The organism is Haloferax sp. ATB1, from assembly GCF_000730175.1.
Window position 1 is genome coordinate 72,451 of sequence record NZ_JPES01000010.1, and the last position, 24,142, is coordinate 96,592.

Annotated in this window: 25 protein-coding genes and 1 pseudogene; 21 read left to right on the top strand and 5 right to left on the bottom strand. The window is 65.3% G+C overall.

Annotated features, from left to right (window positions below; all coding sequences use genetic code 11):
• Window positions 1-112: 112 nt before the first annotated feature.
• Window positions 113-529: a VOC family protein gene (locus ATB1_RS01850; RefSeq protein ID WP_042662004.1), complete on the top strand. Its 417-nt coding sequence runs from the start codon at window positions 113-115 to the stop codon at window positions 527-529.
• A 78-nt stretch (window positions 530-607) separates the two neighbouring features.
• Here ATB1_RS01850 and ATB1_RS01855 read toward each other — a convergent pair whose 3' ends face one another.
• Window positions 608-2,254, bottom strand: a complete 1,647-nt coding sequence (locus ATB1_RS01855; protein WP_042662005.1) for a PAS domain-containing sensor histidine kinase — start codon at window positions 2,252-2,254, stop codon at window positions 608-610.
• Window positions 2,255-2,444: 190 nt separating this feature from the next.
• Between ATB1_RS01855 and ATB1_RS01860 the strand changes: the two genes are divergently transcribed.
• From ATB1_RS01860 to ATB1_RS01880, 5 genes are all read left to right on the top strand, one after another.
• Window positions 2,445-3,509, top strand: coding sequence for a hypothetical protein (locus tag ATB1_RS01860; protein ID WP_042662006.1), 1,065 nt, complete (start codon window positions 2,445-2,447; stop codon window positions 3,507-3,509).
• Between the two features lie 95 nt (window positions 3,510-3,604).
• Window positions 3,605-3,862 (top strand): hypothetical protein, encoded by a 258-nt coding sequence (locus tag ATB1_RS01865; RefSeq protein WP_042662007.1) that lies wholly within the window; start codon window positions 3,605-3,607, stop codon window positions 3,860-3,862.
• On the top strand, window positions 3,859-5,268 hold the full coding sequence (locus tag ATB1_RS01870) for a hypothetical protein (RefSeq protein WP_042662008.1): 1,410 nt from the start codon (window positions 3,859-3,861) through the stop codon (window positions 5,266-5,268). The genes ATB1_RS01865 and ATB1_RS01870 overlap by 4 nt, the downstream gene beginning before the upstream one ends.
• A 95-nt stretch (window positions 5,269-5,363) precedes the next feature.
• Window positions 5,364-8,039: a heavy metal translocating P-type ATPase gene (locus ATB1_RS01875; protein WP_042662009.1), complete on the top strand. Its 2,676-nt coding sequence runs from the start codon at window positions 5,364-5,366 to the stop codon at window positions 8,037-8,039.
• A gap of 165 nt (window positions 8,040-8,204) precedes the next feature.
• Window positions 8,205-8,693: a high-potential iron-sulfur protein gene (locus ATB1_RS01880; protein WP_042662010.1), complete on the top strand. Its 489-nt coding sequence runs from the start codon at window positions 8,205-8,207 to the stop codon at window positions 8,691-8,693.
• 22 nt (window positions 8,694-8,715) lie between these two features.
• On the opposite strand, the gene ATB1_RS01885 is transcribed toward ATB1_RS01880, so the two are convergent.
• Window positions 8,716-9,174, bottom strand: coding sequence for a hypothetical protein (locus ATB1_RS01885; RefSeq protein ID WP_042662011.1), 459 nt, complete (start codon window positions 9,172-9,174; stop codon window positions 8,716-8,718).
• A 38-nt stretch (window positions 9,175-9,212) separates the two neighbouring features.
• Complete coding sequence (locus ATB1_RS01890) at window positions 9,213-9,785, bottom strand: hypothetical protein (protein ID WP_004040975.1); 573 nt, start codon at window positions 9,783-9,785, stop codon at window positions 9,213-9,215.
• 110 nt (window positions 9,786-9,895) lie between these two features.
• Between ATB1_RS01890 and ATB1_RS01895 the strand changes: the two genes are divergently transcribed.
• From ATB1_RS01895 to ATB1_RS01920, 6 genes are all read left to right on the top strand, one after another.
• Complete coding sequence (locus ATB1_RS01895) at window positions 9,896-10,507, top strand: hypothetical protein (protein WP_042662046.1); 612 nt, start codon at window positions 9,896-9,898, stop codon at window positions 10,505-10,507.
• 1 nt (window position 10,508) lies between these two features.
• Window positions 10,509-11,861, top strand: coding sequence for a hypothetical protein (locus ATB1_RS01900; RefSeq protein ID WP_042662012.1), 1,353 nt, complete (start codon window positions 10,509-10,511; stop codon window positions 11,859-11,861).
• A 334-nt stretch (window positions 11,862-12,195) separates the two neighbouring features.
• The gene (locus tag ATB1_RS01905) at window positions 12,196-12,624 is read left to right on the top strand and encodes a CopG family ribbon-helix-helix protein (RefSeq protein WP_004978112.1); all 429 of its coding nucleotides are present in this window, start codon (window positions 12,196-12,198) and stop codon (window positions 12,622-12,624) included.
• 254 nt (window positions 12,625-12,878) lie between these two features.
• Window positions 12,879-13,910, top strand: a complete 1,032-nt coding sequence (locus ATB1_RS01910; protein ID WP_198526021.1) for an ABC transporter substrate-binding protein — start codon at window positions 12,879-12,881, stop codon at window positions 13,908-13,910.
• On the top strand, window positions 13,907-14,746 hold the full coding sequence (locus ATB1_RS01915) for an ABC transporter permease (RefSeq protein ID WP_042662013.1): 840 nt from the start codon (window positions 13,907-13,909) through the stop codon (window positions 14,744-14,746). The genes ATB1_RS01910 and ATB1_RS01915 overlap by 4 nt, the downstream gene beginning before the upstream one ends.
• On the top strand, window positions 14,743-15,528 hold the full coding sequence (locus ATB1_RS01920; protein ID WP_128081363.1) for an ABC transporter ATP-binding protein: 786 nt from the start codon (window positions 14,743-14,745) through the stop codon (window positions 15,526-15,528). Before ATB1_RS01915 ends, ATB1_RS01920 begins: the two co-directional genes overlap by 4 nt.
• Before the next feature lie 78 nt (window positions 15,529-15,606).
• Here the strand turns inward: ATB1_RS01920 and ATB1_RS22765 are convergent, their stop codons facing one another.
• Window positions 15,607-16,149, bottom strand: coding sequence for a hypothetical protein (locus ATB1_RS22765; RefSeq protein ID WP_241767998.1), 543 nt, complete (start codon window positions 16,147-16,149; stop codon window positions 15,607-15,609).
• A gap of 273 nt (window positions 16,150-16,422) precedes the next feature.
• Between ATB1_RS22765 and ATB1_RS01930 the strand changes: the two genes are divergently transcribed.
• The 6 genes from ATB1_RS01930 to ATB1_RS01955 all read left to right on the top strand — a co-directional run bounded on the left by ATB1_RS01930 (window position 16,423) and on the right by ATB1_RS01955 (window position 20,206).
• A complete protein-coding gene (locus ATB1_RS01930) occupies window positions 16,423-16,842 on the top strand; it encodes a CopG family ribbon-helix-helix protein (RefSeq protein WP_042662015.1) in 420 nt (139 codons plus the stop codon).
• A gap of 171 nt (window positions 16,843-17,013) precedes the next feature.
• Complete coding sequence (locus tag ATB1_RS01935; RefSeq protein ID WP_042662016.1) at window positions 17,014-17,694, top strand: energy-coupling factor ABC transporter permease; 681 nt, start codon at window positions 17,014-17,016, stop codon at window positions 17,692-17,694.
• Window positions 17,694-18,017, top strand: coding sequence for a hypothetical protein (locus ATB1_RS01940; protein WP_042662017.1), 324 nt, complete (start codon window positions 17,694-17,696; stop codon window positions 18,015-18,017). The genes ATB1_RS01935 and ATB1_RS01940 overlap by 1 nt, the downstream gene beginning before the upstream one ends.
• A 3-nt stretch (window positions 18,018-18,020) precedes the next feature.
• Complete coding sequence (locus ATB1_RS01945) at window positions 18,021-18,833, top strand: energy-coupling factor transporter transmembrane protein EcfT (protein WP_042662018.1); 813 nt, start codon at window positions 18,021-18,023, stop codon at window positions 18,831-18,833.
• Window positions 18,834-18,901: 68 nt separating this feature from the next.
• Complete coding sequence (locus tag ATB1_RS01950) at window positions 18,902-19,702, top strand: energy-coupling factor ABC transporter ATP-binding protein (protein ID WP_082256235.1); 801 nt, start codon at window positions 18,902-18,904, stop codon at window positions 19,700-19,702.
• A 114-nt stretch (window positions 19,703-19,816) separates the two neighbouring features.
• Window positions 19,817-20,206, top strand: coding sequence for a CopG family ribbon-helix-helix protein (locus tag ATB1_RS01955; protein WP_042662020.1), 390 nt, complete (start codon window positions 19,817-19,819; stop codon window positions 20,204-20,206).
• Window positions 20,207-20,213: 7 nt separating this feature from the next.
• Here the strand turns inward: ATB1_RS01955 and ATB1_RS01960 are convergent, their stop codons facing one another.
• Window positions 20,214-20,645: a CopG family ribbon-helix-helix protein gene (locus tag ATB1_RS01960; RefSeq protein WP_042662021.1), complete on the bottom strand. Its 432-nt coding sequence runs from the start codon at window positions 20,643-20,645 to the stop codon at window positions 20,214-20,216.
• A gap of 97 nt (window positions 20,646-20,742) precedes the next feature.
• On the opposite strand from ATB1_RS01960, the pseudogene ATB1_RS01965 reads away from it, so the two are divergent.
• The 3 genes and pseudogenes from ATB1_RS01965 (at window position 20,743) to ATB1_RS01975 (ending at window position 23,817) form a co-directional block, all read left to right on the top strand.
• Window positions 20,743-21,959: pseudogene (locus ATB1_RS01965) on the top strand (GTP-binding protein).
• Window positions 21,959-23,236, top strand: coding sequence for a GTP-binding protein (locus ATB1_RS01970; protein WP_042662022.1), 1,278 nt, complete (start codon window positions 21,959-21,961; stop codon window positions 23,234-23,236). The pseudogene ATB1_RS01965 and the gene ATB1_RS01970 overlap by 1 nt, the downstream one beginning before the upstream one ends.
• A complete protein-coding gene (locus ATB1_RS01975) occupies window positions 23,233-23,817 on the top strand; it encodes a molybdenum cofactor biosynthesis protein B (RefSeq protein WP_042662023.1) in 585 nt (194 codons plus the stop codon). Before ATB1_RS01970 ends, ATB1_RS01975 begins: the two co-directional genes overlap by 4 nt.
• Window positions 23,818-24,142 lie beyond the last annotated feature (325 nt).

Consider the following 24,142-nt stretch of genomic DNA (forward strand, 5'->3'; position numbering starts at 1 on the left):
GGTCTCCGGCGGCGGCACTCCGGCGGCGGCGCGGTTCCGAACGCGCGCCTCGCGCACGTCGCCCCGCGGTCCGAGCGAAGCGCCTTTGAGGCTCTGCGCGCGCAGACGAACCGTGAACACCAACGCCCACCACGTCGGCCTCACCGTTTCCGACCTCGATTCCACGCTCGCGTTCTACCGCGACGCGCTCGACCTGCCGGTCGTCTCCCGCTTCGAAGTCGGCGGCGAGGAGTTCGCAACCGCCGTCTCCGTCGACGGCGCGTCGGCGCGGTTCGCCCACCTCGACGGCGGCGACGTGCGCGTCGAACTCGTCGAGTACGACCCGGTCGGAGCCGACACCGACGAACCGACGCTCAACCGCCCCGGCGCGACCCACCTCGGACTCTCCGTCGAGGACGTCGACGCCGCCGTCGCCGACCTCCCGGCCGACGCCGAGACGCTCAGCGAACCGCAGACGACCGAAAGCGGCACGCGAATCGCGTTCGTCCGCGACCCCGAGGGGAACCTCGTCGAACTCCTCGACGCCTGACCCGGCCGCTCCGCTCGCCGGCGTCGTCACCCGGAGATCGACGTTAGGATTGTTCTCATTCAGCAATACTGACTGCGGTCACTCCCCGTTCGGGAACCACGTCCGCGGCCGCTCCGCTCCGATTGGGAGCTTCAGCGTCACGGCCGTCCCCCCGAGGGGAGAGGGCTCCAGTTCCATGCTCCCGCCCGCCTTTCGCACGACCCAGTGGACCAGCCACAGGCCCATCCCGGTCCCGTGTTCGAGCGGCGTCTCCTCGCCGCGCTTGATGACTCGCCACTCCTCGTCGGGGATGCCCGGTCCGTCGTCGGCGACTCGCACGACGAGTTTCGAGTCGTCGTCTTCGGTTCGGCACACGTCGATATCGACCGTCTCGCCGCCGTGTTTGAGCGCGTTCGCGATTAGCTCGTCGAGCGCCGCGCCGACGCGGCTATCGACCCGCGCGTTGAGTCCCGTCTCGATGTCCGTCCGCATCGTCGCCTCCGGATACGTCGCTTCGGCCCTCGACACGGCGTCCTCGACGAGCGTCGAGACGCGCCGCGGCGTCCCCTCGGATTCGAGTGCGTCCGAGACCGTCTGGGCCTTCTCGGAGAGCGCGACGAGTTCGTCCGCCGCTTCGATGATGGCCTCCGCGGCGTCGGTGAGTCCCTCGTCGGCGGCCACGGTCGCGTCTCGGTGAATCAGTTCCGCGTAGCCCTCGATGACGTTCATCCGGTTTCGGAGGTTGTGCCGGAACATCCGGTTGAGGACGACGAGCCGCTGTCTGGTTAGCTCCGATTCGGTGATGTCCGACTGGATGGCGACGTAGCCGTCGATGTCGCCGTCGTGCGTGAGGGGCGCGATGGTCTGTATCGCGGTGTAGAGTTCGCCGTTCTTCCGCCGGTTGATGATTCGCTCTTGCCACGTCTCGCCGGCCTGAATCGTCCGCCACAGTCGCTCGTAGTACGCCTCCGGCATCTCGCCCGAACTGAGCCGCGACACCGGCTCGCCGACCGCCTCCGCGGCGTCGTAGCCGGTTATCTCCTCGAACGCCGGGTTCACGTACGTAATCTCCCCGTCGGGCGTGGTGAGGTAAATCGCGTGACCCGCCTGCTCGACGGTCAGTTCGAACTCGCGGAGTCGGCGCTCCCGACGCCGCTGTGCTGTCACGTCGACGAAGACGCCGACGATTTCGGTGGCCTCGCCGTCGGCGTCGCGGATGACCGCCGTCGAGAGGCGAAATTCCCGGAGGTCGCCGTTCGAGCGCCGTCGCTCGACCGAAACGTCCGAGAGACCGTCTTCGGCGATGGTCCGCCGGATAATCTCCTCGCTGCTCTCGCTGTTCTCGCCCGCGCTGTAGGGGAGCGGTTCGCCGAGCACGTCGTCGCGTTCCCAGCCGAACGCTTCCGAGGCGGCGTCGTTCCATCTCGTCACGCGTCCGTCGGGCGTAACCGCGATAATCGGGACTGGTGACGCGGCAACCACCGTTCGAAGCTGTTCCAGCGACGACCGAACCGACGCCTGTTGGCGCTCGATTCGTCGGTCCTTTCGGGAGACGAGAAACCAGACGAACGCCGTGGAGACGGCGACGAACGCCAGTCCTTTCACCAGTTCAGCTTCGGATGCGCGCGGCGCGCCCAACGCGACCGACAGGAGTAACTCGCCGCCGAGGATGCCTGCGACCCCGAAACCGAGGTACGCCAGCGCGATGGCGCGGGCGTCGAGACCGTCGAGCGGCGAGTCGTTCATCGTTCGAACGGAGCGCGACCGGAGATATAAACGTGATGCGGCGAACCGCGGTCGATAACGGTGACACCACCCATCGAAAGCCGATTCGGAAGCGCAACCGACATTGGCACCGGGCCGCTAGGGGAGCCAATCACCGTCTCGCGGGAGACGCGCGGCGGCACACCCACGGGCCGCCGAGGTTCGAGATACCATGAAACGACGAGACGCCATCAAGACGCTCGGAATCGGCACTCTCGCGGCTACCGCGGGGTGTCTCGGCGGGTTCGAACGACAGTCGGCGTGGCGCGACCCGCCGCTGGTCGAAGACCGGCCGGCGGCGGTCTATCTGCCCGCCATCACCGAGGGGATGATGATGTACGGCAAGACGACCGCCGGACCGTACGGCGTCGCGCTCACCTACTCGTACCCGCATCGATTCTGGACCGCCGCCAGTTCGGAGCTCCAGAAAACCGTCGTCGAGGCCGACGACTCGATTCACCTCATGGCGTCGCTGTGGGACGCCGAGACGGGGACCGTCCTCCCGCTGGACGCCGGCGTCTCCATCGAGATTCTCCGCGACGGCGACCTCGTGAGCGAGGAGGTCGCCTACCCGATGCTCTCCCAGCAGATGGGGATGCACTACGGGGCGAACTACGTCCTCGACGGCGAAGGCGACTACGAGGCCCGCGTCCGAATCGGCGGCACCTCGCTCTCCCGAACCGGCTCGTTCGCCGGGCGGTTCGAGTCGGCCGAGACGGCGACCTTCGAGTTCGCGTTCGAGACCGACGACCTCTACGACGTGGAGCTGCGACGCCTCGGCGACGAGGCCGGCTCGCGCGGCGCGATTCCGGCGATGGAGATGATGGGCGTCCCGACCGGCAAAGCCCCCGCCGTCGACGACCTGCCCGGTCGTCACCTCGGGCGACAGACGAGCGCCGACGCCCTGTTCGACGCCTTCGTCGTCGACGACGGCTCCCGGTTCGGCGTCGACGGCGCGTACCTCTACGTCTCGGCGCGGACGCCGCACAACGAGTTCGTCCTGCCGATGATGGGTCTCAGAGCCACGCTCGACCGCGGCGGCACCGCGGTCCTCGACGGCGCGCGACTCGCCCGGACGCTCGACCCCGACCTCAGCTACCACTACGGCGCGGGCGTCGAGGGCGTCGAACCCGGCGACGCGCTGACGCTCTCGGTGGACGTGCCCCCGCAGGTCGCGCGCCACGACGGCTACGAGACGGCGTTCATGACGTTCGAACCGATGGAGTTCGGTGGTTGAGGCGTCGCTTCGATGTTCTCGACCCTCATCCCGTGCGGACGCCCGCGATGGAAACGTTCAGAAGCCAACCCCACCGAACTTCGAGTGACTCTCGGATGACCACGGACACAGACGCGACGCGCGACCGCCACACCTGCACAGCGTGCGGCGAGGCGTATCCGACCGAGCGACTGCTGGTCCTCCACCGGGGCGCGAGACACCCCGACGCCCTCGACGCCGAGGAGGTCGAGGCGTACCGCGAGGCGTACTACGAGGAGGACGCGGAACTCAAGTCGTTCCGCATCCGGGCGCTCGGCGTCATCGTGCTGCTGTACTTCGGCTTCCTCATGCTGTTTATCGTCTTCGCATCATGACCCGACTCCGACCCATCTCCCTCAGGCGATTCGGCCTCGGTCTCCTCGTGGCGAGTCTGCTGTCGCTCCTCGCGGACCCGGCGGCCGCGAGCAACGCCGCGGTCGGTCTCGCGGGCGCGTCGCAGGACAACCTCGCGGTCCCGCGGTGGCTCTATCTCGCCACCGGCGGCGCGACCGTCGGGGCGTCCGCGCTCCTCGCCAGTTTCGTCACCGACCGGCGGTTCATCGAGCGCGTCCACCTGTGGCGGACCGGCCCCGAAACGGGCGTCTCCGACGGACTCCTGCGCGCGCTCCGGGCGGTGGGCGGCGTCCTCGGCCTCGCGCTCCTCGCGCTCGCGGTCTACCTCGGCTACACCGGGCCGCAGATTCCGACCGTCAGCTTCGCCGTTATCGTCGTTTTCGCCGGACTCCGCGCCGGCTACACGATGCTCTCGTACCTCGTCGCCGACACGTGGCGCGCGCTGAACCCGTGGCGGACCGTCGTCTCGGCGGTCCCGAACGGCTTCGTCGCCTACCCCGAGCGACTCGGCCGCTGGCCGGCGGTAGCGGGGATTCTCGCGCTCGTCTGGGTCGAGACCGCGACCGCCGTCACGACCCGGCCGTCGGTCCTCGCGACCGCGCTCGTGGTCTACTCGGTCGTCACCCTCGTCGGCGCGGTCGTCGTCGGCGCGGACGCGTGGTTCGACAAGGTAGACCCCGTCTCTGTCTTCCTGCACTTCTACGGCCGGGTCGCGCCGGTTCGCCTCGACGGCGACGGCCTCTCGTTCCGCCTGCCGGGGATGCGACTCGTCACCGACGACGACCTGACGGACCTCGGCGACGTGGCCGTCGCGGTCGTCCTCGTCTGGGAACTCACCTTCAGCGGCTTCGTCACGACCGAGCAGGGCGCGGCGGCCGTCCGGTCGCTGGTGGGCGTCGGCCTCCCGCCGCTTCTCGTCTACGGACTGCTCTACCTCGGCGGCTTCGGGGTCTTCCTCGGCCTCTACGTCCTCGCGGCGCGGGTGACCGCCAGCCGCATCGACACCTTCGAGACGCCGCTCGACCTCGCGGTCAAATTCGCACCCCCGCTTCTCGTCATCGCCGCCGGCTACCACCTCGCGCACTACTTCGGCTTCTTCGTCTCGCTGTCGCCGATGCTCGTCCACGCGCTGTCGTCGCCGCTGTCGTCGCCGGCGAACCCGGTCGTGCTCACGCTCCCCGCGTGGTTCGGCGGTCTGAACGTCGGGTTCGTCCTCCTCGGCCACCTGCTCGCGGTGTGGGTGGCGCACTCGCAGGCCTACCGGACCTTCCCCAGCAGACTGCAGGCCGTCCGGAGTCAGTTCCCCTTCGTCGCGGTGATGATTCTCTACACGATTCTCAGCCTGTGGCTCATCTCGCTGCCGACCGCGTCCCCGCCGTTCCTCTGATTAACAACTAAGCGGAGTTAATTTGTGAATTTACAATATCAAACCCCCCGTTTCTAACAGGTGGATTATTAATCCGTCACCGGCTACTGCCGAGTATGAGCGAACACGACGGACGCGACCCCGACCCCGGTACCGGTGACGAGGCGGACGCGTCCACGGACCCGCAGGAGGGCGACGAATGCGGGTGCGGCGACGCCTGTGAGGTCGAGTCCGCGTCTGCGTCGGGAGCGACCGGCGAGACGGGGACCGGCGACCCCACCGGTGAGTCCGCCGGTTCGGCCCGCGCGGAGTTCGGCGTCCCCGATATGGACTGCGCCTCCTGTGCGAGCAAGGTCGAAACGAGCGTCCGGAAACTCGACGGCGTCGGCGACATCGACCCGCGGGTGACGACCGGAAGGCTCGTCGTCGACTACGACCCCGACCGGACCACGCCGGACGACATCCGGGGAAACATCGAGGGCGCGGGCTACGCCGTCGAAGGCGGCCCCTCGACGCGCGAGGTGTCGCTTTCCGTCCCGGACATGGACTGCGCCTCCTGCGCCGGGAAGGTCGAGAACGCGCTCCGGGACGCGCCGGGCGTGCTCTCCTACGAGACGCGCCCGACGGCCGGAACCGCGGTCGTCACGCTCGCGGCCGACGCGGACCTCGATTCGGTCGTCTCGGCCGTCGAATCCGCCGGGTACGAGGTCACCGGGACCGACGGCGACGACGGCGACAACGGTCACGGCCACTCTCACGGCGGTTCCGACGCGGACCGCGAGAGCGTCTGGCGCAGTACGCGCGCGGTCAAAACGTGGGTGAGCGGCGGCTTCCTCACGGCGGGCATCGCCGCCGAGTACCTGCTCGGGCTGGAACTCGTCGTCGCGAGCGTCCTCGGCGTCTCGTTCACGGTCGCGGAGGTGCTCTACCTCCTCGGGGCCGCGGTCGGCGGGCAGGCCATCCTCCGCAACGGCTACTACTCGGCGAAGAACCGCAGTCTCGACATCGACTTCCTGATGTCGACGGCGATTCTCAGCGCCGTGGCCGCGAGCCTCATCTCCGGGCCGACGAGCCTCTACTTCGAGGCGGCGACGCTCGCGTTCCTCTTCAGCGTCTCCGAACTCCTCGAACGCTACTCGATGGACCGCACGCGCGACTCCCTCCGCGAGCTGATGGACCTCTCTCCCGACGAGGCGACGGTCCTCCGCGACGGCGTGGAGACGGTCGTTCCCGTCGAGGAACTCGAACTCGACGACGTGGTCGCCGTCAAGCCCGGCGAGAAGATTCCCGTCGACGGTACGGTCGTCGCGGGCGACAGCGCGGTCAATCAGGCCCCCATCACCGGCGAGTCCGTCCCGGTCGACAAGGCCGAGGGCGACGAGGTGTTCGCGGGCACCGTCAACGAGGCGGGCTACCTCGAAGTCCGGGTCGAGTCCGCCGCGGGCGACGACACCCTCTCGCGCATCGTCTCGATGGTCGAGGACGCCCAGTCCAACAAGACCGAACGCGAGCAGTTCGTCGAGCGCTTCTCGTCGTACTACACGCCCGTCATGGTCGTCGTCGCGGTCGCGGTCGCGGCGATACCGCCCATCGCGTTCGGCCTTGACTGGGTGACGTGGTTCGTCTACGGCATCACGATGCTCGTGCTCGCCTGCCCCTGCGCCTTCGTCATCTCGACGCCCGTCTCGGTCGTCTCGGGCATCACGTCGGCCGCGAAGAACGGCGTGCTCATCAAGGGCGGCACGCACCTCGAAGCGATGGGGTCGGTCGAGGCCGTCGCCGTGGACAAGACGGGCACGCTGACCAAGGGCGAACTCACCGTCACCGACGTGGTCCCGCTCAACGGCAACTCCGAAGAGGACGTGCTCCGGTGCGCCCGCGGCCTCGAATCCCGGAGCGAACACCCCATCGGCGAGGCCATCGTCTCCCACGCCGAGGGGACGGGCGTCGCCGGTCGCGAGGTCGACGACTTCGAGAGCGTCACCGGCAAGGGCGTCCGCGCCGACCTCGACGGCGTCCCGCACTTCGCCGGCAAGCCCGGCTTCTTCGAGGAGCTCGGCTTCGACCTCGAACACGTCCACGTCACCGGCCCCGGCGAGGAGCTTTCCGAGGACGTCCGACAGCTCTGTGACCGCCACGGCTGTCTCAACCTCGTCGAGGACACGATTCCGCGCCTCCAGTCGGAGGGCAAGACGGTCGTCGTCGTCGGGACCGAAGACGACCTCGAAGGCCTCGTCGCCGTCGCCGACGAGGTTCGCCCCGACGCCCGCGAGACGGTCGCGAAGCTCCGCGAGGCCGGCCTCTCGGTCGTCATGCTCACCGGCGACAACGAGGGGACCGCCCGCGCCATCGCCGAGCAGGTCGGCGTCGACGACTTCCGCGCGGGCCTCCTCCCGGAGGACAAGGTCGCGGCCGTCGAGGGCCTCCTCGACGAGTACGGCTCGGTCGCCATGGTCGGCGACGGCATCAACGACGCCCCCGCGCTCGCCACGGCCACCGTCGGCGTCGCCATGGGCGCGGCCGGCACCGACACCGCCCTCGAAACGGCCGACATCGCCCTCATGGCCGACGACCTCTCGAAGCTCCCGTACCTCTACGAACTCTCCCACCGGGCGAACAACGTCATCCGGCAGAACATCTGGGCGTCGCTCGCCATCAAGGCCGTCCTCGCGGTCGGCGTCCCCTTCGGCTACGTCTCGGTCGCACTCGCGGTGCTCGCGGGCGACGCCGGGATGACCATGGGCGTGACGGGCAACGCGATGCGACTCGCCCGGATTCGCCCGGACGAGTGAGGCGCGCGGGGCTCGTCGCCCTCCATTCCCCGATTTTCGCTCTCTCGTCGCCCGATTCGCGTATCCGTGCCACTTAGTGGCGTGACACCATCAACGCGTCCGCAGTTCTTGCCACATGAGAATCGGCTGGCTCGGTTTTCCCGACGCCGCGCGTCAGAGATTGGCATGGAAGACGACGAGCGGACGCCACGCCGAGACGCGAGCGAGCGAGCGACGCGCGGTCGAGACGCCAATAGTGATGCCGACCATACCGGCGACACTGCTGACGCCGGCGAGTGCGCCCGCACCCGGAGACGGTTCATCTGGCTCACCGGGACCGCCGCGATGGCGGGGTTGGCGGGCTGTTCGGGCGGCGGTGGCGGCGCGACCGAGACGACGACCGCGACCACGACGCAGTCGTCGGGTTCGACCGGGGGCGTCCCCGAGGCGTACGCGACCGCCACGTCGCTCGACGGCACCCAGCGCAACCCCGACAGCCTCTCGTCGCAGGAGGCCGTCTCGTATCAAGAGGAGCCGAGCGAGGGCAGGCAGTGTTCGACCTGCCGGTACTACATCGAGGACAAAAACGGGGACGGCGCGGGCGCGTGCGCCATCGTCGCGGGCGAGATTTCGCCCGAGGGCTACTGCGTCTCCTACGTCGAGTACGAGGGGTAGCGCGTCCGACTCTCCGCGGCGGTCAGGACTCCTCGTCCGTCGGCCCGACGGCGCTCTGAATCCGACAGCGGATGGACTCTTCGACGCCGTCGCGCTCGACCGGAACCACCCACTTCTCGCCGCAGCCGAGGACGGTCACCATCTCGCCGTCCTGTCGGTGTTTCACCGAGACGAACACCTCGCCGCGCTCGGGGTCGTAGTCCACGAGCTCGACGAGCACGTCCTCGCCGGCGATGAGGAGGTTCTTCGCGCCGTCCAACTCGGTGATGTACGACTCGGTGTGCCCGGTCGGGTCGGTGACGAACAGTTCGACCACCGGCACGTCCTCGCCGTCGGGGTAGCTCGCCTCGACTTCGATTGCCCCGTCTTCGAGCCGGATACCGTGTATCTCGACCAGCGACGCCGCGACGCCGAAGCTGTCAGCGACCTGCTGACGGAGGTCCCCCAACGGGATTCGAACCGACTCTCGAATCGTTCCCATGCCCGCCCCTACGAACGGGGGGTGTATGAGCGTGTCCGCTAGTCGTCGCCCCAGAGGGCGTCGGCGAGGCGCGACCCTGACGGGACGGCCTCGCGGAAGGCCACCGAATCGAACGCGAGCGGCCCGTTGAGGGACAGAAAGCCGAGTTCGCCCTCGGGCGCGCGGTCGAGGTTGGTCAGAAAGGCCACTTTGCGGGCGGCCTCGACGCCCTCGACGGTCGCGTCGGGGTCGACCGACTCGTACAGGGCGGCGTGTTCGCGGACGTGCTCGACGCAGCGTTTCGTCGGCGCGAACAGCAACAGCGCGTGGACGCCCGGCCCCTCGCGGCCGAGTTTCGTCCGGATGGCGTGTTCGTCGTCCTTGTAGAAGTAGCGCTCCATGCGGCGGTACTGGCGGAGTATCTCGTTCGCGCCGGTGGCGTGGCGGACGGCGGCGTCGGCCTTGAGTTCGATGAGGTAGTCCACCGGTTCGGGCGTCCGCACCCTGACGTACACGTCGGCGACGCCGCGGTTCCCGTAGTGGTCGTACGGCTCTTCGAGGTGAATCTCCACGTCGTCGAAGGCCGCCCGGAAGTGCTCGACCACCCGCGTCGCCAACTCGTCCTCGCGCATCTGTCGGTCGAGTCGAGGCGACGGTCGGGGAAATGTCCCGCGGTTCGGCCGGCGGCGACCCGGTGCATCGGAAAACACATACCGCCGGCGTTCGGTTGGGAAACCGACACATGTCCCTGCCGACTCGCAGACAGGTCCTCCACGCTGGCGGCGCGTCTCTCGTCGCCGCGCTCGCCGGCTGTTCCGGCGAGGCGTCCAGTTCTAGTTCGGACGTGCCGTCCGGTCCCTCCCCGGACGAACTCGTCACCGACTACGACCAGCTCCAACTCCGCAACCACGCCGAGAGCGCGATTTTCCGGAACGCCGCCCGCGACGACGAGGACGCGGAGTCGTCGTACTTCGGCGACTTCCTCGTCAGCACCGACGAGGAACTCGCTGACGTCGAGTTCGCGGCCGAACCCGACGGCGTCGACGAGGCCCGCGCGTTCATCGACCAGACGGACTTCGACGAACAGACGCTCGTCATCACCCAGCACCGGACGGACGCCTGTCACCGCGTGAAACTGCTGTACGTCACGCACCCGCCGGACAGCGTCGTCCATCTCGACTTCTGTCGCTCGCTGCGCGCCGCGTCGGTCGAGTGCTCCGTGGACGACCGCCACGTCGTCGCCTCGCTGGTGCGACTGCCCTACTCCTCGGAAGGCGAGTCGAGTTGGGGACGCGGCGGCGGAAGCCATTGTCGCCTCCCGCCGTCGCTCCGAACCGAGACGGAGGACGCCTGAGATGCCCCGAACGCGACGCGACGTGCTCGCCTCGCTCGCCGGGGTCGGCGTCGCCGGACTCGCGGGCTGTACCGCGCTCGATTCCGGTTCCAGCTCAGACGCGCCGTCGCTCGACCCGGCGGCGCTCCGGGAGGTCATGGAACTCGGGTCGCCGGCGTTTCCGGCCCGCGTCCCGGCCCCGATTTCCGAGTCGTTCCTCGAACGGGGCCGCGCTCGCGCCCGCGAACTCCTCGATTCCGTCCCCGAGACGATGTCTCCCGAGGAGGTGCCGAACGAGGCGGTCCGGGAAATCTACGCCGAGGCGTACGCGGACGCCGCCGGGGACCTCGACCCCTCGGACGCCGACGAGTCGCCCTTCGAGGCGCTTCGGGGACTGCGCTACGTTCGCGGGGCCGCGGCGATGGCGAAGGGGACCTACGACGCCGCCGTCGGCGACCTCACCGAGTCGGACGTGCGTGACGAGGCCGAGGAGGTCCGCGCCGACATCGAGTCGTTCCGGCTCGGCACGCGCTACCTCGGCGACGAACCCGACCGGGCGGTCGTCGTGTACGAGGCCGTCGAGAACCTCGTCGCGGCCGCGGTCCGGTATCTCGACAACGCCGGCGAGTACGGCCGCTACGCCGACAGTGCCCCGCGAGTCGGTGAACTCCTCGACGCAGTGGAGTCCGCGCGGGCCTCGCTCGACGGCGCGCGCCACGTCCGTGACCGCTACTTGGCGTCGATTGCCGACCCGATAGAGTTCACCGACGCGTTCGAGTCGACCGCGTCCTCGCTCGCCGGAATCACCGAGGACCGCCGGGCCGAGTACCCCCAGGAGGGGCTCGAATCCGTCGTCACGGCCGAGGGGTTCGACACCGAGAAACTCGAATCCATGCCGGCCAAAGACCTGCTGGTGGAGACGTTCGTCGAAGTCGAACGCGGGCTTCAGGACGCCCGTGAGGGCCTCCGAAGCGGGCGGTTCGCCACCGCCCTCGTGGGTGTCCACACCGCCGAGACGCACCGCCGCGCGTTCGAGGAGGCCGTCACGGCGGTCAAGCGAGGCCGGTACGACTCCGTCGAGTCCGCGGCCGCGGTCAGGGACGCGAAACTCGGCGCGCTCGAAGCCCTCGAAGCCGCCCGCTCGGACGGGTCGAACCCGCACCTGACGCGTCGCGCGCTGGTCGATATCGCCTACCAGATCGGCCGCGGAGACGGCTACTTCCGCGACGACTACTACGAGGACGGCGACCCTCGGGCCGCGCGAAACGCGCTCGCGCAGTACGCGACCACCGAGTTCGCCGCGCGCGAGACGCCGGGTGCGAGCGCGTGGGTGCTCGGGACGCTCGCGGCCGAGCGCGGCGGCGTCGACCGCTGACGGGCCGTTTCCTTCGTTTTGGGCGCTTCCCGCGAACTGTTTGGATGGTATGCTACCGGCCTGACTGCCGCGTCTCTGCATCGACTCTCGGAAACTCTCGGGACGACCGCTTCGATAACTCGTGGACGGTGAGTCATGAGGTCGCCCACAAGTGGCTCATGCAATCCGCGCACTACCATCGCGCTCGATGGACGAACACCGGGTGAGGTGCTCCTTAGATAGCACCTCCTCGCCTCGGTGAAACGCGGGAGATTGGCAAGTTTGGGTGTCCTCCGTCGCAACGCCACCCAATCAGATAATAAGGTTTAATATTTGATGACGGTTTAATTGTTATATGGCCGTCGTTAGCGTCTCGATGCCGGAGGAACTACTCGAACGAATCGACCAGTTTTCCGAGGACCACGGGTATACTGGTCGGAGCGAAGTGCTCCGGGAGGCGAGTCGGAACCTCCTCGGTGAGTTCGAGGACAAGAAACTCGAAGACCGCGAACTGATGGGCGTCGTAACCGTCGTCTTCGATTACGAGACGACGAGCGTCGAAGAGAAGATGATGCGACTCCGCCACGAGTACGAGGACATCGTTGCGTCGAACTTCCACAGCCACGTCGGCGGGCACCACTGTATGGAACTGTTCGTTCTCGAGGGGTCGCTCGAAGACATCTCGACATTCGTCGGAAAAATCAGAGCGACGAAAGACACGCTCACGATCGATTATTCGGTGCTTCCGGTCGACGACTTCGGTCCGCTCGCGGATATGAGCTGAATTCGTTGTCCCACGTTCGGACCCCACGCTGCCGCCTCACCCGGACAGATTGGTCGTAGCGCTGGGGTAGTCTGTTATCGGAACTCTCTCTATTAGTGGACCGCTGTAGCGGACGCTGAACGAGTAGATGCTCTGTTCGACCGGCGAGAGGCGTCGCCGTCGGTGTATCGTTCGGCCGTGTCACTCCCCACTTAATAATAGCCAATACTAAAATCACAGAAGTTATTATATTTTAGGCCAGAGTTAGCAACATAATGGTCGAACTCACGCGACGAAGACTGCTACAGGGAGCGGGCGCAAGCGCGGTCGCTGGGACGGGAGTCGCCGGCTGTCTCGGTCGGGGTGGTGGCGACTCACTCGATTCTCTGACTGTCGCGTACGTCCCGATTTACCCGAACATGCAACACTACGTAATGGAACAGGAGAGCTACTACGATGAAATCCCGGCGGACGTCACCATTGAGCGGTTCAGCTCCGGGCCGAGCGTCGTCAAGGCGTTCGCCAGCGGGGACGTCGACGTTGCGCTCTTCGGAATCACGCCGGCGATGGTCCTCGCCGACAAGGGAACCGACGCCGGGGTTCTCGCCGCGAACTCGCGAAACGGGTTCAAAATTCTCGGAACTTCCGACCTCGTCGACCGCTACGAACGAGAGGGGAACGCCGCGTTCGAGAGCTTCGAACAGGAACGCGGCCGCAAGGTGAGATTCGGGGCTCCGCCGGACGGGAGCGTTCCGGACATCGTGCTTCGGTACTGGATTCAGGAGGACCTCGACCTCGGCGAGATGGACGACGTCATCAACAAGTCGAAAGTCCCGCCGGCGAAGGCGGTCCAGACCATCCGGTCGGGCGACATCGACGCGACGATTATCCAAGAGCCGTTCGCGACGATTATCGGCCGCGAAGACGGCTTCGACGAACTTGCCTGGTCCGGAGACATCTTGGAGAACCACCCGGTCACGGTGCTGTTCGCCAACCAGCGCGTCATCGACGACAGCGACGTCTCGCAGGCGCTGGTCGAACAGCACGTCGCAGCGACCGAGTTCACGGCCGGGTCGCCCGACGCCGCTGCCGCCGATGCCGCGTCGGTCATCGGGTCCGGTGTGAGCGAGGACCTCGCGAAGGCCGCGATGGATTCGCGGGCGTCTGATTTCCTCTCGGACCCGCACGCGGTTACCGAGCAAGCCGCCACGATGGGCGAGTTCGTCGCCGACGTCGGCAACATCGAGGAGCCGGTCGCGACCGATGACCTGTTCGCAGTCGACGCCTACGACGCTATCCAGCAATGAGCACCCGCACGACCGGTACTAAGCTGGTGACCGCCGCTGTTGGCGAGGGTGACCTCAAGCGGTATCTACGGGGCTTCGGCGGGTTGCTCGCGTTTCTCCTCGTCTGGTGGGTCGGCGCGGTAACGACCCAGCCGTCGTATCTCGTCCCGGGGCCGCTCGAATCGGTCCGCGCCTTCGTCACCCTGTTCACGACCTCGACCGCAATCGCGGTTCCCCTGGTCGGCTCGGAGCTGGTGTTACCGACGGGGCTCGCGCACCTCGCGGAGACGCTGTTCCACTACGTTCCCGGCCTGCTTCTCGGTGCCGGCTGCGGAATCGGGCTCGGACTGACGATGGGTTGGAACAGCGCGCTCGACGACTGGCTGCGGCCGCTCGTTCGAGTGCTGCGGCCTATCCCCCCTCTGGCGTGGGTCGTCTTCGCCATCGTCTGGTTCGGCATCCACCACACCGGGGCGGCGTTCATCGTCTTCGTCGGCGCGTTCTGGATTAACTTCTACGGGGCGTACGGTGGCGTTGAGGGTGTCTCGGGCGAGCTGACCGATGCCGCGTCGACGCTCGGCGTGGAACGGGACCTCTCGATGCTGAAACTCGTTGCACTCCCGAGCGCGGCTCCCCAGGTGTTGACGGGGTTCCGGACGAGCATCGGACGCTGCTGGATGATCGTCGTGGGCGCTGAGTTGTTCGGCGCGCCCGGTGTCGGCTACGAGATTATCAACGCCTCGAACAACCTCGCGATGGCGACCAGCGTCGCCTACATGTTCCTGATCAGTCTGGCGTTCCTCTGTATGGACGTCGGATTTCGCCTCGTCGAACGGAGGGTGCTCGCGTGGCGATGAGCAAGCTCCCAGCCGCCGACCGAGAGCCCGAGGAAAAGATCAGTATCCGGGGCGTTAGCAAGACGTACGAGTCGACGAACGCGCTCGATGACGTCTCGTTCTCGGTATCGGAAGGCGAGTTCTGCTGTGTCGTCGGGCCGTCCGGCTGTGGAAAGACGACCCTGCTGCGGGCCATCGCCGGCCTTGACGATGTGGATAGCGGCTCGATTCTGGTCGACGGTGACCCGGTTACCGAACCGAGTCTCGACCGCGGCATGGTGTTTCAGGAGTACGCCCTGTTCCCGTGGCGAACCGTCCGCGGGAACATCCGGTTCGGCCTCGACCGCCCCGCCTGCGAATGCGCGGACTGCGAAGCGCGGGTCCGCGAGCTGGTCGGCCTCGTCGGGCTCGAGGGCTTCGAGGACGCCTACCCCAAGGAGCTGTCCGGCGGGATGAAACAGCGCGTCGGCATCGCTCGTGCCCTCGCTGTCGACCCGGAGATACTGCTGATGGACGAACCGTTCGGGAGTGTCGACGCGCGGACGCGCGACCGCCTACACGCTGAACTGCTCGATATCTGGGCACAGACCGAACAGACTGTCGTGTTCGTCACCCACGACATCGACGAGGCGGTGACACTGGCCGACCGCGTCGTCGTGATGGACGCTGACCCGGGAACCGTCAAATCGGCCATCCCTATCGATTTAGAACGCCCGCGTCAACGGACGGCCCACGAGTTCGTCGAGTACGTCGCGGAAATCAGAGACGAACTCGGCAGTCCGGTAGACAGCAGCCACGAATAGCTCGGTGGTTGCTGCTGCGTCGTTAAACGTCGGTGGGTTTCCCGTCGCGTGCTGTCGATGCGTGCGTTCCCCCCGTCGCTATTCGACGAGTTCGAACGGCGCGGCGAGTGCGATGCCCGCGCCGTGTTCGGAGAACCCCCAGTAGACGAATCGGTACGTGGCTGGAGTGTGTGTCGTACATCGTTGGAACGGGCCTGAAAATTCGTTCGCGCGGAGTCGCATTTCCCACCGGAGTTCTTCACCGGGGTCCAGTACCCGCTGAGACGGCGACCACTCGTGTCCTTCGGGCACGCCGATGGAGTTCCGCCACGTGCCGTTAGACCCTAATCGCTGAATCATGTATCGCGGTTTGCCCAGCGTGGTGAGTGGGTCGCTGGACTCGTTTGTGAGTTTCGCAACCAGTTTCCCGCCAGTCGGAATCGACTGCGGTACCGTCAACGATGCATACCGAAGATAGTTCACTATCGACCGCTTCGCGAACGCGTCTCCGACGTCACGATACCCCGACGTGCAGACCTGCTGTTCGCTTCCCGTAACGGCATCAAGGCACCCGGCGAGGACGACTGTTCCGGCTGAACCGCCGAGTGCGAGAAACCGTCGACGCGAGAGTGGAGGGCTCATGACAGAATCATCCACACTCTATCGTGTATATTTCTTGTCATCATTCTCGCAGTGGGTCAGCCGTTAGACCCGCAGTTACAGTGCGTGAGGAACTCCCAAACCGACCAAAGCGTCGAGTCCTTGATAACCCAGGATTCCGCGAGGTAGTGGTGTCGTCCGCAGGTCCTCTCAGACAACACCTGACAAGAACTCGATATTAATATCTTTCACCACACCCACTAACTCTATTATACTCGAATAGAGATTTAACACATGACAATTGTAAGCACCTCGATGGCCGAGCGACTCCGTGACGACCTCGATGCGTTCGCGGAAGAACACGGCTACAGCGGCCGGAGTGAGGTCATTCGTGAAGCGTGCCAGTCGCTCCTTGCGGAGTACGAACGGACTGACCACGAGGGTCAAGAGGTCTTAGCGACGGTAACCGCCGTCTTTGGGTACGATAAACCGAAGATAGAGGGCCGAATGATGGAAATCCGCCACACGTTCGAAGCGTCGATTCGGTCGAACTCGCACAACTGCCTCGGCGACAACGCGGGCTGCGTTGAGACGTTCGTCGTCGAAGCCGCTTACGACGATGTCTTGCGGTTCATTGCGACTGTCCGGGGGGCGGACGAGTCAGTCTCCGTCGAATACACCCTCGTCCCCGTCGACGTGATGAGTGCCGAAGTCAGTGACTCGGACTCGTTTTGACTTGAGAGAGCCGGGCTCCCTCTTCGAGCTTGCGTAAGCACTAGTCGTTGGCGGGTCGACAAAGCTAGTCCGAGATGCTAATAAAACAATCTCCGATAGCTATGATTATTATTCTATGAACTCCAGTACAACATCTTTATTATTAAGTACTATCAGATTAGCAAGTGCGCTATGGCACACATTCACCTTGGAGAAGGTTCGTTCCCGCTGTGGGCACTGGTTCTGTGGACATTCATCGGTGCTGGGCTAATCAGCACCATCGTTTACCGAATCCGGAACGGCGGTATCAAGACGCATCAGATCGCGCTCGCGGGTATCGGTGCGGCCGCGAGTTTCGCGGTCTTCCAGCTGAATATCCCCGTGTGGGGCGGCATCCACATGAATCTCACCGGACTGGTGGGAATCCTCGCCGGCCCACTACTCGGGGGACTCATCGCGCTGGTCGTGAACATTTTCTCGGCGGCGCTCGGGCACGGTGCGGTCGGCTTGCTCGGGGCGAACACGCTCGTCAACGCCACTGAGGCTATCGTCGCCTACTACGCGTTCAAGGCACTGATAGGAATGGACTGGGACGTCTTCCCCGCCAGCGCCAGTGCCGCGACGCTCGGCCTGTCGGCAGGGGCGGTTCTGATGGGCGTGATTATCGTCATCAGCGGCGTGAACGGAAGTGCGCTCCCCCGTGGCGACCTGACAATCGCCGTCGCCGGCCTCGTCGGACTCAACCTCGGCGTCGCTGTCATCGAAGGCATCCTGACGGGCTTCATCGTCCAGTTCCTCGCGTCGGTCCGCCCGGACCTCGTCGGCCTCACCGACCAAGAGGCCCGTGAGGAGTCCACCGGGGTGACCGCGTGATGCAGCGCTGGCAACAGTACGGCGGTCTCCTCGGTCTGCTCGCGGTCTGTTTCGCGGCCGGGCTCTGGGGCTTCACCTCGACCGGCGGCGCGCTCCCGTGGGCTAAACGGTCCGCGAAGGCACTCCAACGCGGGGTGCAGGACGGCGGCGGCGCGCTCGTCGACCTCGGCCGTGGTATCGTCGTCGCTGGGCCGATTCGAAAGGGCGGGATGATGCTTGAATTCGGGGGAGCCGTCGCCCTACTGGTCGTCCTCGGTATCGGCCTGTACGTCTACGTCGACCGCTACGGGGGCTTCGACGGAGAGGGACGATCAGCCCGGTAAACCGTGACGTCGCTCTCGAACCACGTTCCCGATCCCCGGCTCATCACGGCGGTCGCCGAGCGGCGAGACGGACCGCTGCACCGCGTCAACCCGTGGACGAAAATCGGTCTCGTCGGCGCGCTCGTCCTCGCGGTCACGGTGTTCGACCGACTCGTGTTCCTCGCTGGACTGTACGCTGTGGTGCTCGCAGTCTACGGGCTGGCGGGGCTTCCGTACCGCCGCTTGGCCGGCTGGTACACGCTCCCGCTCCTGTTTATCGTCTCGGTCGCCGGACCGTTGGCGTTCCTCGAACCGGGTGCGCCGATTGGTGGTGTGGTCTCGACACCATTCGGTGAACTCTCGGTCACGTGGCCGGGCCTCGTGCTCCTCGCGGAACTCAGCTGCCGGTCATTCACGGTCGTTACATTCACGCTGACGGCGTCGATGACGACGAAGTACACCGCCGTCGCGTACATGCTCGGCCGCTTGCTCCCCCGACCGGTCGACCAGGTCGCGCTCCTCACCTATCGGTTCACTTTCGTCATGGTCGAGACGCTGGAAGACCTGGTGAAAGCCGTGCTCTCGCGGGGGGCGAACCTCTCGGAGTTCTGGTCGAACAGACGACTGTACGCGAGAATCCTCGGGATGACGATGCTGTCGGCCATCGAGCGGTCCGAACGGCTCGTCAAATCGATGGAAGCCCGCGGCTACGACGGCGACATCACGCTGTACGGCGACGTCTCGCGGCCACCCCCTCGCGAGCTGCTCGTCGTGGTCGGCTCGTACGCGATTGTCGTCGGATACGCAGCTGTATCGGTTTCCGGGGTGGGGCTGTGACCCACGCTGAGACGCCGCTCGTCGACCTCCGATGTGAGACCCACACGTATCCGGACGGAACGGTCGGGATGCACGACGTCGAGTTCAGCGTCTTCCCCGACGAGGTCGTCGCGCTCGTCGGCGGCAACGGCGCGGGGAAATCGACGCTCCTCGAACACCTGAACGCCACGCTCGTCCCCGACGACGGCGAGCTGGTCGTCGGCGGCACACCAATCAGCGAAGACAACAAGGCGCGCGCGCGGAGGGAAGTCGGCTTCGTCTTCCAGGACGCCGATACACAACTCGTCGCACCCACGGTCCTCGATGACGTGATGTTCGGCCTCCAAAACTACGGCGTCCCCGTTGACGAAGCGAGAGAGCACGCTCGCGAGGCGCTCACAACGGTCGATGCGGGCCACCTCGAAGACCGCATTCCGCACTACTTGAGCGGCGGCGAGAAACGCCTCGTCGGTCTCGCCGGCGTGCTCGTCCTCGAACCGAGCGTAGTCGTGCTGGACGAACCGCTCGCGGGCTTAGACCCGGAGCGGTCGCGACTGGTCGCCGAGCGGATACAGAAGATTCACCAAGACGGCATCAGCGTCGTCCTCTCGACGCACGACCTCGACTTTGCCGCCGAGGTCGCCGACCGCGTCTGTGTGATGGCCGACGGCAACGTCGTCGGGGGCGGGACGCCTCGCGAGGTGTTCTACGACGACGCGCTGTTGGACGAAGCGAACCTCCACCCGCCGAGCGCCGTTCGCGTGGCGCGCGATGCGGGACTGGCGGCGGCGCAGCCAGTAACGGAAGCGGAGCTCGTGTCGCTTCTGACGGGAGCTGCTGACCAGCACTCCGTACAGACCCCCTCGACTGGCGGCGGCGGACGCGACTAGCGACCTTCGCCGGTTTCCGCCAGTATCTTGGCTCACGTCCTCGGGGAGAAAAATCATAATATAATCCATTTAGATACTAGCAATTCATAGTAAAAGAGATTAAAATAATATCAAATGCGAACAAGCTTCAACATCCCCGACGACCTCCTCTCCGAGTTCGACGAAACTTGGCAGGCGGAGGGGTTGGATTCGCGTTCGCGCGGCGTCCACGAAGCCATGCAGGAGTACATCGAGGGTCACACAACGTTGGAGGATATCGAAGGCGACGTCGTCGTTATCATTGCCTTCGATTACGAACACAACGCGGTCATCGAAGATATCCACAACGAGCAACATCAGTTTCAGGACGTCATCACGGCCACGAACCACATTCACGAAGGGGAGTGGTGTCTCGAGACGCTCTTCTGCGGCGGACCGGCCTCGCGCGTCCGGAACCTCACCTATCGCTTGCGAAATTTCGATGCGGTGAGTCGAGTCAAACTGATGCTCCTCGCTGAGCACTAAACTGTACTCACGACTCGATGTGCTGATCGACACGTCCCTCCTCGAACGTAATAATCGCGTAATCCACGGCCCGGACATCCGGAACTGCCCGAACGCGGTTGACGAATCCAGATAGCGTCTCCGCGGTGCCTTCGAGAACGTACAGTTCCATACAGTACCGGTCCCGGACGTGTGCGTGGGTGGTCGCGGAGACGATACCGTCGTACTCGTGGCGTACCCCAGTCAGGCGCTGTTGGACCGCATGCTGACAGTATTCGAAGACTACCGTTACTGTACAGGTGTGGGTCTGCCCATCGGCGGCTCGCCCCTGAAACTCTTCGAGCAGCGCGCGTGCGCCTTCGCGGACGACCTCGCTTCGGCCACTGTACCCATGTTCGTCGGCGAACTCGTCGATGCGTTCGAGCAACGCTTCGGGCATCGAGATGCTAACGACGCTCATGTACTAAATAAGTCCTCTACGTTATTATATTCTATTATGTGTATGCTGTTAAAACATAATAATTAGTATTTTAGTCTAGCAAATTCATAACCAAGGTATGCTGTTCAGCAATGACCCGACACCGGTGACAATTCTCAGCGGTAGCCTCGGCGCCGGCAAGACGACGACGCTCAACCACATCCTCAGCAGCGAGCGAGAACTGAACGCTGCTGTCGTCGTCAACGACATGGGTGAGGTGAACGTCGACGCCGACCTCGTTGAACGCGAGTCGGAACTCACGCAGAACGACGAGGAGATCATCGAGCTGTCGAACGGCTGTATCTGCTGCCGTCTCCGCGGTGATATGCTCGACGAGGTAGGGCGGTTGGCGGAGGAGCGTGACTTCGATTACCTCCTCGTGGAATCGTCCGGCATCAGTGAGCCGATTCCAGTCGCCCAGACGTTCGCCCGCGGGTTCGAAGACGCGGAGTTCGACCCCACGGGAGTCTACGAACTCGATACGATGGTGAGCGTCGTCGACGCCCACAGCTTCTGGCGGGGCTTCAATTCGGGACAGGCGCTCACGGACGACACTATCGAGCCGGAGGACAACCGCGTTCCCGAGGAAGCGCTCATGGACCAAATCGAGTTCTGTGACGTGCTTCTCCTGAACAAGTGCGACCTCGTACCCGAAGACGAACTGGAGGAGATGGAGGCCGTTCTGAAAACTCTCCAGCCGCGGGCGAAGCTCATCCGAACGGAACACGGCGCCGTCGCTCCCGAGGAAATCTTGGACACGGGGCGGTTCGACTTCGACCGCGCCAGCCAGTCCGCCGGGTGGAAGCGCGAACTACAGGAAGGGCACCATCACGATGCCGCCGCCGAAGAACACGGCGTTACCTCGTTCGTCTTCGACGCGGACCGACCGTTCCACCCCGAGCGAATCGCTCAGCTCTACGCCGACCTCCCCGACGGGCTCATCCGCGCGAAGGGCTTTTTCTGGTCGGCGGGTCGCGAAGACGTTGCCATGGGACTCGATAAGGCGGGCCAGTCTGTCCGTGCCGGCCCGAAGGAACGTGGATCGCCACGCTCCCGAAGGCCCAACAGCAGCGGTACTTCGCCGCTCGTCCGGGTATCAAGGCGGACTGGGACGACAGGTGGGGCGATCGCGGGGTCCAACTCGTGTTCATCGGTCGAGAGTTCGATCGGGAATCGCTGGTCGAACGGCTGAGCGACTGTCTCCTCACGGACGCCGAAATGGACGAGGACTGGGGTACGTACCCGGACCCGTTCGGGTCTGACGAGCAGCGCGAACTGGCGTTGGCCGACGACTGATGAGCTTCGACGACCAACCCCCAGTCACGATTCTGAGCGGCGGGCTCGGCGCTGGGAAGACGACCCTGCTCAACCACCTCCTCACCGTGGGTGGTGAGGCGTACGACATCGCTGTCCTCGTCAACGACGTCGGCGAGGTGAACGTCGACGCCGACCTCATCGAGAGTGGCACCGACCTCTCGATGGACGACGGCGGCGTCACAGAGCTGTCGAACGGGTGCATCTGCTGTGGGCTCCAAAACGAACTGGACCAAGAGCTCCGCCGTCTCGCCTTCGATGAGGAGTTCGATTATCTGGTTATCGAAGCCTCGGGCATCAGCGACCCCGTCCCGATCGCACAGCGATTCGTCTCTCCCGCACGGGCCGCTGCGCTGTACGATCTCGATACGACCGTTACCGTTGTCGACGTCCACCAGTTCCACCAGGCGTTCGTCCTCGACAATCCGCTCAAACCGAGTGATGACGACACTCGGCCACTCTCTGACCTGCTCGCTGAGCAGGTCGAGTTCTGCGACGTTCTCGTCCTCAACAAGTGCGACCTCGTCTCTGACGAGGAGCGCGAGGCGGTCGAACGCGTCATCCGAACACTCCACCCCGGAGTCGACATCGTCCGGACGACCGAAAGCGCTGTTGACCCGGATCGAATCCTCGGAACCGGGAAGTTCGACAAGGACGAGGCGAGCAACGCCGCCCGGTGGAAACAGGTCATCAACCACGACCACGACACGGATTCGGACCTGCACGAGCACGGCCACGACGACCACGAGGATCACGGCCACGACGATCACGATCACCTCCACCCGCCCGAGGAGTTCGGCGTTGATTCGTTCGTGTACGAGCGTCACCGGCCGTTTCATCCCAAGCGATTCCACGAGTGGCTCCGTTCGTTCCCCGATTCCGTCGTCCGAGCGAAGGGTCATATGTGGGTCGCTGGACGCGACCGCTACGCGCTCAATCTGAGCCAGGCGGGTGTGCAGACCCACGTTGAGGTCAACGGTCGATGGGCGGCTACGCTCGCCGAACCCCAGCAGCAGTCGTATCGCGAATCCCACTCGGGGCTCTACTGGGACGACCAGTGGGGTGACCGTGAAGTGAAACTCGTCTTCATCGGGGCCGGAATGGACCGGACCGGTATGGTCGGCGAGCTCGACGACTGCCTCCTTACCGACGAGGAGATGGACGCCGACTGGAGCGACTTCGAGAACTCCTTCCCGGGCCGGAAATCGTATTCAGTGCCCCCGACTGAACAGCGACTCGTCGTCGAAGGGGAGCCATGAGCGAGACTGGTCGCGCACTCCCGCCAACCGAGGAGCGACGGACAACTGATGCAGACGGCCACGACCGCATCGATCCGCTCGGCGTCGCCGTCGTGACGGTGTCGTCGTCCCGAGGCGCTGGCGACGAAATCGACCCCTCAGACGCCAGTGGCGACGCAATCGCCGACATCCTCGTCGACGCGGGCCACGTCGTCACGTCGCGTCAGATAGTCCCCGACGACTACGCCGGGATTCGGGCGACGGTGAGTGAGTGCTTGAATCAAGAGAACGTCGACATCGTCGTGACGACCGGCGGGACGGGAGTCACCGTCGACGACGTCACGCCGGATGCGGTGAGCGAACTCTTCGACCGCGAACTGCCAGGGTTCGGCGAAGCGTTCCGGTGGCTCTCGTGGGCGGAGGTTCGTACGCGCATCGTTTCGACCCGCGCGACCGCGGGTATCGCCCGCGACGTTCCGGTGTTCGTCCTGCCCGGAAGCGAAAACGCCGTTCGGCTCGCGACCGCTGAAATCATCTCCGAGGAAGCTTCGCACCTCGCTGGGCTCGCAACCCGGCACACGGCCAGTGAAACGGATACGTAACGCGGTGCACCCAACGAGGTCGCCGAGCGGGAGTCTCGACTAGCACGCGAAACGACGCGCGAGACTCCGATTCGGGTCACGTGGCGCACACGTCTCTGTCGGCGTTCTGTGCTTCGCCGTACGCGACTCCACTTCGACCCATAATATTAACAAAATATTCTACTTTAGCAAGAATTATTATGTCCAACCTATATATTAATACCCATGCCAGACCAACGTTCGAGACGAGAGTTGCTCCCTCGTCTCTCCTCGCGCGTGGGAGCCGAGATAGCAGCCAGTTCGCTTCCCTTCTCTGGTTCCGACCGCGCTACCAAACTCGTCCCGA